The organism is Rufibacter ruber, from assembly GCF_014138425.1.
In the GTDB taxonomy this organism is placed as follows: domain Bacteria; phylum Bacteroidota; class Bacteroidia; order Cytophagales; family Hymenobacteraceae; genus Nibribacter; species Nibribacter ruber_C.
Map to the genome: position 1 here is coordinate 81,430 of NZ_JACJIQ010000014.1, position 12,607 is coordinate 94,036.

9 protein-coding genes are annotated in these 12,607 nt (G+C 53.7%); all 9 read left to right on the forward strand.

From position 1 onward, the window contains the following. Nucleotides 1–30 precede the first annotated feature (30 nt). The 9 genes from FHS90_RS15875 to FHS90_RS15915 all read left to right on the forward strand — a co-directional run bounded on the left by FHS90_RS15875 (nucleotide 31) and on the right by FHS90_RS15915 (nucleotide 12,606). The gene (locus FHS90_RS15875) at nucleotides 31–663 is read left to right on the forward strand and encodes a hypothetical protein (RefSeq protein ID WP_066836632.1); all 633 of its coding nucleotides are present in this window, start codon (nucleotides 31–33) and stop codon (nucleotides 661–663) included. A 159-nt stretch (nucleotides 664–822) separates the two neighbouring features. After that, complete coding sequence (locus FHS90_RS15880) at nucleotides 823–1,089, forward strand: hypothetical protein (RefSeq protein WP_066836633.1); 267 nt, start codon at nucleotides 823–825, stop codon at nucleotides 1,087–1,089. A 124-nt stretch (nucleotides 1,090–1,213) separates the two neighbouring features. Beyond that, complete coding sequence (locus FHS90_RS15885; protein WP_182513766.1) at nucleotides 1,214–2,209, forward strand: hypothetical protein; 996 nt, start codon at nucleotides 1,214–1,216, stop codon at nucleotides 2,207–2,209. 316 nt (nucleotides 2,210–2,525) lie between these two features. After that, the gene (locus tag FHS90_RS15890) at nucleotides 2,526–4,757 is read left to right on the forward strand and encodes a glycoside hydrolase family 2 protein (RefSeq protein ID WP_182513767.1); all 2,232 of its coding nucleotides are present in this window, start codon (nucleotides 2,526–2,528) and stop codon (nucleotides 4,755–4,757) included. Nucleotides 4,758–4,839: 82 nt separating this feature from the next. Next, on the forward strand, nucleotides 4,840–5,502 hold the full coding sequence (locus tag FHS90_RS15895) for a hypothetical protein (protein ID WP_182513768.1): 663 nt from the start codon (nucleotides 4,840–4,842) through the stop codon (nucleotides 5,500–5,502). Nucleotides 5,503–5,606: 104 nt separating this feature from the next. Continuing rightward, a complete protein-coding gene (locus FHS90_RS15900) occupies nucleotides 5,607–7,073 on the forward strand; it encodes a sulfatase family protein (protein WP_182513769.1) in 1,467 nt (488 codons plus the stop codon). A 386-nt stretch (nucleotides 7,074–7,459) separates the two neighbouring features. Further along, nucleotides 7,460–8,878, forward strand: coding sequence for a sulfatase family protein (locus FHS90_RS15905; protein ID WP_182513770.1), 1,419 nt, complete (start codon nucleotides 7,460–7,462; stop codon nucleotides 8,876–8,878). Between the two features lie 78 nt (nucleotides 8,879–8,956). After that, entirely contained in the window at nucleotides 8,957–10,006 is a 1,050-nt protein-coding gene (locus FHS90_RS15910) for a glycoside hydrolase family 43 protein (RefSeq protein WP_182513771.1), read from the forward strand. Nucleotides 10,007–10,155: 149 nt separating this feature from the next. Next, entirely contained in the window at nucleotides 10,156–12,606 is a 2,451-nt protein-coding gene (locus FHS90_RS15915) for a TonB-dependent receptor domain-containing protein (RefSeq protein WP_182513772.1), read from the forward strand. Nucleotide 12,607: the final 1 nt, after the last annotated feature.

The following is a 12,607-nucleotide window of genomic DNA, read 5'->3' on the forward strand; positions in this document are numbered from 1 at the left end:
GGGCTGTTCCACTAACCAGCGCAAGCGTACATGAGGCAGAATCTAACTGAAAACGAGCGGGAAGTCATCAAACTCATCAACTTTTTCAAGAAACGGGGAGAACGTCTCGCTGAGGAAGGCTCCCTCACCCAGGAGCATGAAGATTTAAACGCCGCCTGTGAACGCCTCACTGAGAAGATTTACCGCCACGCAGACTTCCGGCAGCAGGTGCTGGAGAAACACCAGACCCTCAAAGGCATTATTGAAGACAACGCCCAGTGCCCTACCTGCGGCAAAGCCGATATGCTGAAGAAAGTAAGCGTGGTCAGCAATGAGCTGGGCTGGAAGATGAACCGCTACAAGTGCCGCCGTGACAACATAGAGTTCACCTGGAACCGGCCCAACAACCCCTGGGACATGATTCCTTTTCTGGAGGTCTGCCTGCAGGAGCTGGACGCCAACATTGCCAGCGCCGAAATGGACGGTGCCCTGAAAGACCGGGCGCAGGAAGCCCGTGACCACATGGCGGTGAGCCTGGAGCAGCTGCGGGCGGCAATTTTGTCTGCTGACACTGAAAAAGCGCAGATGGAGGAGCAGGACAAGGAAATGGCCCGCATGCTGCATGAGTTTAAAAAATACCTCATGATAGAGAAAATCAAGCTGGAGCCCTTCAGCGAAAACTAAAAACACGCTACTGTTCAAGGTGAATCCCGTTTTGGGGCTGTTTTCAGAAAAACAGCCCCAAAACGGGATTCGTCATACTATGGTAATAAACAATTCAGGCGGGCTGCGTACAAAGAAGTACGGCGGCAGTGGTTGCCGCTGTTGTAAAAGCAGAAGACCATGCCTATTGAGAAAGACAACATCACCAACGCCAAGGATAGCCAGCGGCTGCCAGAGGAGAACCCCACCCCCAACCAAGGGAACCAGTCAGAGGCAGAGGAAATTGCCAAGCCAGACCGCGGCGGCAGTGGCACCCAGGCCATAGAGGCAGATTACCTTGATGCCGTGCCAGAGGGCTCCCACGCAGAAGGCAACATTGCCGCTGACAACGAAGAAGACGCCTGGAAGCTGGACGGGAGTAATGCCAACAACCTCAGAACCAAATAAATAAATAGTCTGCTGTGTGCGGGTTTGCTGTTTTTGGGCTGTTTTTCTGAAAACAGCGTAAAAACCGAAACGGCCTGCGCGCCGTTTACAAAAGGAGTTTGAGTTTCACTTAATGCTTAACCTCATGAACAGAGACTATAATAACCAAGGCTTCGGCCGTGACCGTGATAACCGCCAGCGCGCAGATGAAGACCAATACCGCGGGGCCTACCGCTTAGACAGTGACCGTGGCCATGAATATGACCGCCTCAACCAGCGGAATAATTTCAATGACAACGACATCCGGAACGACTACCGGAGCCGTGACTACTACGGGTCAGACCAGGACCGCCGCTCCGGCTCAGACAACCGGGGCCATGACTATGGCCGCCGCCCCAACCGCGAAGGTGAGCGCTTTGATGACCCCAATGTTTTCCCGAGCGAAAGCAACAACGGCTTGCGCAACGCCGCCAGAAACTACGGCAACATGGGCAGCTTTGGCGGAGCCCAGGGCTGGGGCTCCTCTCAGAACGGCTCCCACAGCAATGACTCCGGGCAGAACAAATGGGCCAGCGGCCATGGCCGCCAGGAAGGCCAGCCTGTGAACCGGCAGGTGTACGGTGCCTACCGTGACCACAACAGCTTCGCCGAAGGCGAACGTGAGCAATACCAGGGCTCTGGCCGCTACGGCTCCCAAGGGGCAGACAACACCCGCGGGTGGAAACCGGCAGACCGCGCAGGCGCTAACGGAGCCGTGCACAGCCTGGGCACCAATGATATCTCCCGCCGCGGCGATGACAGCCAATATGAGATCTATGACACCGCGCAGTCACACTACAACCGCGGCCAATACGGCCAGATAGCGGGTGGTGGTGCGTACATGGGCAGTGGCTATGACAAGCGCACCCGTGCTGAATACAGAGACCAGTTAGACTATAATTCAAACCCGCGTGACCACTACAACCAGCAGGGTGAAGGCATGCGCAGCGAGAACTACGGAAACCAGGCAGGCTCCCTGAGCTGGGGCTATGACCGTGATTTCAGGTCAGAGGAAGGCCGTGAGCGCAGATATGACCCCATGAGCGGGCACGTGCGCGGGCAAGGAACCCAGCCGCCGTCGCGCGAAGATTTTAACTGGTAATTTATAATTGCCCACCCATAAAAGAGGCCACCTGCTACAGGTGGCCTCTTTTATTATCAGCCCTCTCCGGAAAGCGCGGCGCTGGTAGTATGAATATAAGGGTGGTGTTTTTGTAGCACGGCGCCCAAGGACAGGCAACGCTTCTGCCGGTCGCACTCCCCGTTTTTAAACCTACTCAATAGGCAGGCTCCAGGCTTTTTACCCCCGGCCTACATTATTCCTAGCATTTGCGACAATAGTGACAAGCGGTTCAGGGGAGTGGGGGTAATATTGTATCGGTAACCTTTCTGTTGACCAAACCTTAGCGTGACCTGATATGAAGAAAAGCCTGTTATTGCTGTTCGTGTTCTTGTGCGGTTTCTTTAGCCATGCCCAGGGGCAGAAGCTGAATCCCGGGGGCATGAAAACAGCCTGGGGCGAAAAAGTGACGCCCCAGAATGCCTGGCAGCAATACCCGCGCCCGCAGTTGGTGCGCAGCCAGTGGCTCAACCTGAACGGGCAATGGGACTACGCCATTCTGCCCAAAACATCGGCGCAGCCGAAGAAATATGACGGAAAGATTCTGGTGCCTTTCTGTGCCGAGTCCAGCCTGTCGGGCGTAGGCAAATTGGTCCTGCCCGACCAGAAGCTGTGGTACAACCGCACGTTTCAGGTGCCCGCCAACTGGAAAGGCAAAAACGTACTCCTGCATTTTGACGCCGTAGACTGGGAAACCACCGTGTGGCTCAACGGCAAGAAAGTAGGCGAGCACCGCGGCGGGTCAGACCCATTCACCTTTGACATCACCCCGCATTTAAAATCTGGCACGCAAGAGTTGGTAGTCTCAGTCTGGGACCCGACCGATGCTGATGACCAGGCGCGCGGCAAGCAGGTGCTGGAACCCAAAGGCATCTGGTACACGCCCGTGACCGGCATCTGGCAAACCGTCTGGCTGGAACCCGTTGCCAAAGCCCACATTTCGTCGCTGGTGCCCGAAGCCAATATTGACCAGGGCAAAGTAATCCTCAAAAACCAAATCAACGGTGCTACCGGCAAAGAGAAGCTGGTGGTGAAAGTTATGAAAGACGGGAAAGTGGTAGGGGAGAAAACCGCCATCGCCAACAGCCCACTGGAGATTGCGGTGCCCAACGCTGATTTATGGACGCCCTACAACCCGGCCCTGTATCAACTGGACGTGCAGTTGACCAGCGGCGGCAAAACGCTGGACAAAGTGAACTCCTACTTCGCCATGCGCAAGATTTCTAAAGGCAAAGACGCCCTGGGCTATGAGCGGTTGTACCTGAACAACCAGCCGCTGTTCCAGTACGGCACCTTAGACCAGGGCTGGTGGCCAGACGGTCTGCTCACGCCGCCGTCAGATGCGGCCATGCGCTATGACATGGACGTGCTCAAAGACATGGGTTTTAACATGCTGCGCAAGCACATCAAGGTAGAGCCGTCGCGGTATTACTACTATGCAGATTCTATTGGGCTTTTGGTGTGGCAAGACATGCCTTCGGGGTTCAAGACGGCAGAGAAAGAGGTGCAGCACGTGAAGGCCGAGGCCAAGGAAGATTGGGCGCGCCCGGCGGCTTCTGCGCAGCAGTATGAAAGAGAGTGGAAAAGCATCATGGACCACCTCAAGTTCTTTCCGAGCATAGTGGTGTGGGTGCCGTTCAATGAGGGCTGGGGCCAGTATGACACCAAACGCGTGGTAGAATGGACCATGCAGTATGACCCTACCCGCATTACCAACGGCGTGAGCGGCTGGACCGACCGCGGCGTAGGCCACATGAACGATGCGCACCATTACCCCGGCCCCGGCATGGAGCCCGCCGAGCAGAACCCTGGCCGCGTGATTGTGCTGGGCGAGTTCGGGGGATTGGGATTGCCGCTGGAAGGCCATATCTGGAACCCCAACATGCGTAACTGGGGCTACCGCACCTACAAAACCTATGACGAGCTGGTGAAGGAGTACACCAAACTCATGTACAACATGTACCCCATGGTGCACCGCGGGCTGGCCGCCGCCGTCTACACCCAAACCACTGATGTGGAAGGCGAAGTGAACGGCCTCATCACCTATGACCGCAAAAAAATAAAGTTGGACCCTGAGTTGCTGCGCATGTTGCACCAGCCCCTGTACAACGCGCCGGGCAAATCATCGGCTCTGGCCGCAGATTCTGAGATAACACCGCAGACGTTGCTGTTGGCCTCCAACCTGCCCGCCAGCCTGGGCAAAACCGACTTAAACAAAAATGAATTCGGCTCGGCCACCGGCCCCGTGCAGTTGAAAAAAGGCGATAACCGCTGGGCGGCCAAAACTTTCACTGTGCAACAGACGCCGCAAAATCTGCAACTGCGCCTGCTGGCGCACGGCGATATGAAAGTATACCTGAACGGGAAGCTAGTGGTCAATAAATTTGTGAACACCAAGCGCCACTATGACGAGATTAACCTGAGCGAGTACGGGCACTATCTGAAAAACGGCGAGAACCACCTGGTGGTAGAGCTGAAAAACACGGGCAGCCCATCGCCCTTTGACTTCGGGTTGTACACGTTTCAGTAGCTTGATTTTTCTGGAAGCGCTAAGGGAAGAGAGCCGTTTTTAGCCTATTTTTAGGAAATCAGCCTCAAAACGGAAAACCAACATGAGAACAATGCCGCAGCTTTTATTCGTTCTGATTTTCAGTATTTTCTGCACAAGTTGCCAATCGGCAGAGCCGAAAGCAGATAAAGCAGCGGCAGAAAATATTCAACCGGAGCAGAAAGTAAAGCCTAATGCCGCTGTCTCCGCCGAACCTGCCAAAGCTGTTGAACACGAAGTGGCGGCTAGAAAATATGATTACCTGGAGTGGGACAGCATTTTGATAAACAACAGAGTTCCTTTGAGTACCAACCGGCGAGTTGTAGAGAAACACTTAGGGAAACCTGATAGTGTGGTGACACCAGATTATGCACATGTCTGTGGCAACTGCCATTTCTGTGTTGGCATGGACCCTCCGCCTTACAAGTTAGTATATATTAAAGGATTGAGATTAGAACAGCTACAAGATAGTATAGCTTTTTGGGGAGCAGATTTTAGGAAGAACAAAAAGTTATTCCTCACAGATGGGAAAACTAGGTTTGACCGCACTACAACTCTTGAGAAAGTTAAAAAGCTTTTTAATTATGAAACATTGAAAAGAAATGAAGACACTGGTGGCTTCTGGATACGTTTACAGCCTTCAAAAATAATTAGTGATGCAAGTTTCATTTTAGAGTTTGATGAAAGTGGATATCTAACAGAGTTTAATTTTTATTTCCCTTGTTAACATAGAAATGCTTCCGTTTTCGGCCTGTTTTGGCCAAAACAGGCCGAAAACGGAAATCTCAACAACATAACATGCTTGAATAACAACAGCAACTTCGCATCTTTATGAAGCATAAAATAGTACTCCTGTTCTGCCTTTTTACTGCGGGTCTCTTTGCCGCCTGCAGCCAGAAAGGACAGACCAGCCAACAAGCCAAAGCTCCCGCCAAACAACCCAACATTGTCATTTTCATTGGCGATGACCTGGGCGTGACTGACATTGGCCCTTACGGAAACAAAGTGGTACGGACGCCTCACCTGGACGGGCTGGCCAAAGAATCTCTGCTGTTCACCCGCACGTACGCCGGTTCGCCCACGTGCGGGCCGTCGCGAAGTTCTTTGCTCACGGGGTTGTATCCGTTCCGGCACGGGGCGCACGGGAACCACAGCGGCGTGAAGGAAAATACCAAGTCGTTAATTCATTATTTGCAGCCGCTGGGCTACCGCGTGGTGCTGGCGGGAAAACTGCATTTTGGGCCGGAGGAGGTGTTCCCGTTTGAGCGCATCTCCAAAACCAACGTGGCCGAACCGGGGCACGAGAAGAACCCCGGCCTGAACTGGGATTTGAACCTGGGCCCCGTTGACCAATGGCTCTCGCAGCAGAAGGAAAATGACAAGCCGTTCGTACTCATTGTGGCCGACCACAGTCCGCACGTGATTTGGCCGGAGAAATCCAGTTATAATCCACAGCAGGTAGATATCCCTTCGTTCCATATTGACACCGAAGACACCCGTAAATCGCGCGCCCGCTACTATGAAGACATCACCAAAATGGACGGCAACGTGGGCAAATTGCTCTCCAGCCTGAACCAGCACAATTTGTCTGACAATACCCTATTTGTTTTCACCGCCGACCAGGGGCCGCAATGGCCGTTCGCCAAGTGGAGCTTGTATGACTACGGCATTAGGACGCCTATGCTCATCAAATGGCCAGGTCAGGTGAAACCGGGCAAGACCGAGGCGCTGGTGTCACAGGTAGATTTGCTGCCCACGTTCGTGGAAATAGCCGGCGGCCAGGCACCTGCCAACGTTGACGGGAAGAGTTTCTTGTCGCTTTTACAAGGCAAGAAAAACACACACCATGACGCGGTGTTCGCCTCGCATACCGGCGACCGGCTCATGAACCGCTCTCCCAGCCGCATGTTGACAAACAGCCGCTACAAGTACATCTTAAACATTGCCCCCGAAGAAGAATACCACACCCACATGGACAAAGCCAAAGACCATGACGGCGGCCGTGAGTACTGGGATTCCTGGGTAACCAAAGCCAAGACCGATGCCCATGCCGCCGCCGTGTTGCAGCGCTACCACCGTCACCCCAAAGAGGAACTCTATGACCTGCAAGCTGACCCTACGGAGATGAAGAACCTGGCCGCAGACCCTAAATTTGCCCAAATGCTGGCGGGTTTCAGAACCCAAATGGCAGCTTGGCGCAAAGGTCAAGGCGATTTTGAAACCGGTCCGGAAGTCATCAAAGACACGCCCCAGCCCAAAGGACAGAAGCCAGTAGCGCCTTATGTATTCTTGGATTAATGCGTGAAGGAGTGATGGTGTGATTGAATGAGGGGATTTGATGATGAATGAGTGAAATAAGAAATGGTTGAAGAAGACTGAATTTAGAAGGTAGTTGCAGAACTAGCCACATTTTAAACCAGATACGGCTTCTCTTACTGTCATCCTGAAAGGAACTTGTGGGCGAACTAGAAAAGCTTTGTTTGGAGACATTATTACGCAAAGAGTAGTAGGTTCCGCTGTTCGGGAAGAGAAATCTGGAAGAGCAAATGAGAAGAGACGTTACAATTGTCGCGAAAAGAGACAACAACTGAAAGGCGGAATTACCCATACACCAACACCTGTTTTCGGCCTGTTTTGGCCAAAACAGGCCGAAAACAGAAAACAGGACAGACAAGAAAATGAGCATGATACGTGAGAGAGTGAGAAGGAAACCAGCCGCAGTTTTGCTAGCCTTGCTGGTACTGGTGAATGCCGGTTGCCAGACTACCAAAACCGAACAAGCCAACACCGTCAAACCATCGGCGCAGCCGAATATTGTCATCATCATGGCAGATGATTTGGCCAGCAGTGAGTTGAGCTGTTACGGCGGTAAAAACCTGACCACGCACCACATAGACGCGTTGGCCAAAGAAGGCATGCAGTTCAACAACATGTACGCCTCTGAAGCCATGTGCGTGCCCATCAGGGCGAGTCTGTTCACGGGGCTGTACCCGGCCAAACACGGCTCGTACCAGAACCACAAAGGCGTGCATGAAAACCTGAAAAGCGTGGGGCATTATTTAGGCAATGCCGACTACCGTGTGGGTCTCACGGGCAAAGACCACAGCACCAAACCGGCCACCGTGTTTCCGTTTGAAATCATTGACGGCTTTGAGAAAAACTGCGTGGCCAAAACCGCCGATTATACCGTGGACGGCATCCGGAACTTCGTGACCGGGAGCAAGAAGCCGTTCTGTCTGTTCGTGATGAGCACCAATCCGCACGCGCCCTGGACCGTGGGTGACCCCAACGAGTTTGACCCCGAGAAACTGGTGCTTCCGGCGCATTGGGTGGATACCAAACAAACCCGCCAACATTTCGCCCGCTACCTAGCCGAGGTACGGCAACTGGACAAGGAAGTGGGCGACGTGATGAAAATGCTGAAGGAAACCGGGCAGGATAAAAACACCATGGTTATCTTTCTGGGCGAACAGGGGCCGCAGTTCCCCGGCGGTAAATGGAATCTCTGGGACCACGGCGTGAAAAGTGCCATGATTGTGCGGCACCCCGGCCACGTGAAACCCAACACCAAAACCAACGCGGTGACGCAGTATGAAGACATTACGCCTACGCTGGTCGCCTTGGCCGGCGGAAAAGAAGTGCCTGGCCTGGACGGAAGCAGTTTCTTGCCCGTTTTGGGAGGAAAAGCCCAGAAGCACCGCCAATATGCCTACGGGATTCATAACAACATTCCGGAAGGGCCGGCTTACCCCATCAGGGCCATTACTGACGGGCGTTACAAACTCATTCTCAACCTCACGCCCGAGGCCAACTACCACATCAAATACATGATGAACCCCGGTGCCGCCAACCCCACCTGGCGCACGTGGCAAGAAGTCGCCAAGCAAAACCCCGCCGCCAAGGTGCTCACTGACCGCATTGTGCACCGCCCGGCGGTAGAATTCTATGACACCCAGCAAGACCCGGCAGAACTGAAAAACCTGGCCAAAGACCCGGCGCACGCTGAAAAGGTGAACACCATGACCGCCGCCCTCCGGCAGTGGATGCAACAGCAAGGTGACACCGGTGCTGACTTTGATAAAGAATTCGCCCGGCACGACTAATCTTCTTTTTTCCGTTTTCGGGCTGTTTTTCTGAAAACAGGCCGAAAACGGAATGACTAAACTAACGCCTTTCACCCAATGAAATTATCCAGTACCCGCGTCTTTTCCCTTGCCAAAATCTCGCTCTGTTTGACCTTGTTTTCTGGCGCAGTGGCTGGTTGCAAACCCTCTGAAAATGCAACAGCATCGGCGGTGGCACCTTCTACTTCTGCCTCGGCGGAAGCCGCAACGGGCAAAGACATTCCGCTGGCCGACCCTACCATTTTCTTCCATGACGGCACGTATTACCTGTACGGCACGGGCAACCCCAACGGGTTCAAGGTCTACACCTCCAAAGACCTGAAAACCTGGCAGGGGCCGGTGGGCAACCGCGACGGGTTCGCGTTCAAGAAAGGCGACGGCTTCGGGAATTCTAAGTTCTGGGCGCCGCAGGTGTTCAGGTACGACAATCAGTTTTACATGGCCTATGTAGCCGATGAAGGCATTGCCCTGGCCACCAGTGACAGTCCGCTGGGGCCGTTTACCAACCCCGAGAAAAAAGCCATTGAAGCCCCGGTGCGGCAGATTGACCCGTTCCTGTTTGTAGACGATGACGGCAAGAAATACCTCTACCACGTGCGCGTGGCAGATGGTGGCAACCGTATGTATGTAGCCGAGATGAACGATGACCTCAAGACCATGAAAATGGAAACCCTGAAGCTCTGCATTGAGGCCACCCAACCCTGGGAAAACACCCATCAAGACGCCTGGTCTGTGACCGAAGGCCCTACCATTCTCAAGTACAAAGGCACGTATTACTTTATCTACAGCGCCAACCACTTCAAATGGCCTACGTACGCCGTGGGCTATGCCACCAGCAAAAGTCCGTATGGGCCTTGGGAGAAATTTGAGGGCAACCCCATCATCAGCAAGGCCAACATTGGGCACAACGGCACCGGCCACGGTGATGTGGTGAAAGACAAGAAAGGCGACATGTATTACGTCATGCACACGCACCCCTCAGAAACGGCCATCAACCCGCGCAAAACTGGCGTGGTGAAAATGAAATTCACCAAGAACCCCAACGGCGGGCCTGACTTACTTACCGTTGATACCAAGACGTTCCACTTCCTGAAAGTGCAGGAGTAGCCAGTTCCTGTTTTCGGGCTGTTTTCCGGAAAACAGCCCGAAAACGCCTTTCCTTTCATCCGTCACGGGCGGAAAAAATATAAAGCTGAGTGCGCATTAAACTTTTACCCTCGGGCGGTATCTAACCCACCGCAAATTTAACCACCGCCGTGAAAAACTTTCTTCCCCTTTTTCTTTCGCTTTTCTCTATCCTCCCGGTACTGGCCCAAAACGGTTCCATTTCTGGCAAGGCGGTGAGCAAACTGGACAACCAGCCCATCGGGTTTGCCACGGTCACGCTGCAGAATGCCCAAGACGGCAAAGTAGTAACCGGGGCCATGACCGATGAACAGGGCAATTTCCAATTAAGCAAACTGAAAGAAGGCACGTACCATGTGCAGGTGCAATTTCTGGGATTTGAAGCCAACAAAAGCGAAAACCTAAACTTGGCGCGCAACCAAAACCTGAATTTAGGCACCATCACTCTCGCGCCCAGTGCGAAGTTGCTCCAAGAAGTAACCGTGACCGGTGAGCGCGCCACCGTGTACCACCAAATTGACAAGCAGGTCTTCAACGCCGCCCAGTTCCAGAACGCCACCGGCGGCACCGGGGTAGACGTACTCAAAAACGTGCCCTCCGTGTCGGTGAACGCGCAGGGCGAAATCAGCATGCGAGGTTCTACGGGTTTCACGGTGTTTCTGAACGGCAAACCGGTGCAGGCAGACGCGGCCTCGGTGCTGAGCCAGATTCCGGCCAATGCCATTGAAAACGTAGAGGTCATTACCGCGCCCTCGGCGAAATATGACCCTGACGGTAAGGCCGGCATCATCAACATTACCACCAAACAAGGTGCTACAGACGGCTACTCTGTCACGGCCAGCGTGCAGGGCGGCTTGCCCAGCATTGAAGATTATAACAACGCTGAAACCGCCAAACGGTACGGCGCAGACGCTACGGTCAGTTTCAAGAAAAACAAATGGGACGTGTCTTTGGGGGCCAGTTACCTGCGCAATGACAACACCGGCTGGCGCTCCGGTGACGTGAGCACCACCATTGGCAACCGCACCACCCGTTTCCCGTCTGAGGGCGAGCGCAGTTTTGATAAGTTCAACCGCACGGTGCGCGCCACCGTGGGCTTTACCCCAGACGCCAAAAACGCGTTCCAGGCCGGCTTCTACTACGGCAACCGCACTGAGTACCGCCTCGCCGACATCAACTACAACAACACTACGCGCAATGTGTCTACCGGCGAGGTCATCGGGCGGAGCCAGTATTTCAACCACAACCTGGTGAAAAAGCAGGGCAAGTTCTTCATCGCCAACCTGGACTATACGCACAAATTCACGCCCAATACCTCGCTTTCTTTGTCTGGGTTGGTAGAGAAAGACAAACTCTCTGGCTACACCAAAAACCTGAATGTACGCAGCCAGGAGGTGTTTGACACGCTGCAGTATACAGAAAACACCAACGAGCGCCCGCTGGACGGTCTGCGCCTGCGCGCCGATTTCGCCACCAAAGTAGGGGCGGGCAAACTGGAGAGCGGCTATCAGTTCAGGCACCATAATGACGATGGGGAGTTTGTGTACAAGCAGAAGAACGCCGGGGAAACGGTGTTTACGTTCTTCCCGGAGTTCAGCGGCAATGTGAACCTGACCAATGTGATTCACTCGGTGTACAGCCAATATTCCGGCAAGGCCGGAAAGCTGGACTACGTGGGCGGGTTGCGCTATGAGCACGCCGAGCGTGATTTCAAGATTCGCGGCGAAAACCACGAACTGAACCTAAGCAACTTCTTCCCGTCACTGAACGTGCAGTACACTTTCAATGACAGCTGGAAATTGAAAGCCGGGTACAGCCGCCGCGTGCAGCGCAGTAGCAGTTTTGAGCTGAACCCACTGCCGGAGCGTGAGCACTCTGAGACCCTGGAGCAAGGCGACCCCGAGTTGCTGCCGGAGTTTGTGAACCTTTCGGAAGTAGGCGTAATCAAGAATTTCAAGATTGGTTCTTTGTTTGCCACCGCGTACCACCAAGACATCAAGAACGTGATTAACCGCGTGAACAATGTGTACGCAGATACTATTCTGGGACGCATTTATACCAATGCCGGTCGGGCCAGACGGTTAGGGGTAGAAGTGGGCGTTGACCTGAAACCGGTGCACTGGTGGAAACTGTACGTGGGCGGTAACGTGTATGATTACCAAATCAAAGGCGCGCTGTTTGACAATACTGTGGCCGTGAACAACTCCAGCCTAGTCTACACCCTCAATGCCAACACCAGCTTTCAACTGTCTAAAACCACCAGCCTGCAGTGGACATTGAACTACATCTCTGACCGGGCTACGGCGCAGGGCGAAGATTCCCGTTATTACACGCCCAGCCTGGCCTTGCGCAAAACGTTCTTAGACGGCAAGTTGGCGGCTACCGTGCAATGGCAGAACATGGATTTAGGTTTGCTGAACACCGCAGAACAGCGCATCTCCACCTGGGGGCGTGATTTCTACACCACCACCAATTACATTTATGAGGTAGACATGATTCTGGTGAACCTCAGTTTCAACCTTAACAAACTAGGCAAGAAAGCCAAGTTCACTGAAAGTGAGTTCGGGGAGAAGGAATTCTAGG

Coding starts and splice junctions, on each gene's coding strand:
- FHS90_RS15875 (WP_066836632.1), top strand. CDS start 31: ATGAGGCAGAATCTAACTGAAAACGAGCGGGAAGTCATCAAACTCATC.
- FHS90_RS15885 (WP_182513766.1), top strand. CDS start 1,214: ATGAACAGAGACTATAATAACCAAGGCTTCGGCCGTGACCGTGATAAC.
- FHS90_RS15880 (WP_066836633.1), top strand. CDS start 823: ATGCCTATTGAGAAAGACAACATCACCAACGCCAAGGATAGCCAGCGG.
- FHS90_RS15905 (WP_182513770.1), top strand. CDS start 7,460: ATGATACGTGAGAGAGTGAGAAGGAAACCAGCCGCAGTTTTGCTAGCC.
- FHS90_RS15890 (WP_182513767.1), top strand. CDS start 2,526: ATGAAGAAAAGCCTGTTATTGCTGTTCGTGTTCTTGTGCGGTTTCTTT.
- FHS90_RS15895 (WP_182513768.1), top strand. CDS start 4,840: ATGAGAACAATGCCGCAGCTTTTATTCGTTCTGATTTTCAGTATTTTC.
- FHS90_RS15900 (WP_182513769.1), top strand. CDS start 5,607: ATGAAGCATAAAATAGTACTCCTGTTCTGCCTTTTTACTGCGGGTCTC.
- FHS90_RS15910 (WP_182513771.1), top strand. CDS start 8,957: ATGAAATTATCCAGTACCCGCGTCTTTTCCCTTGCCAAAATCTCGCTC.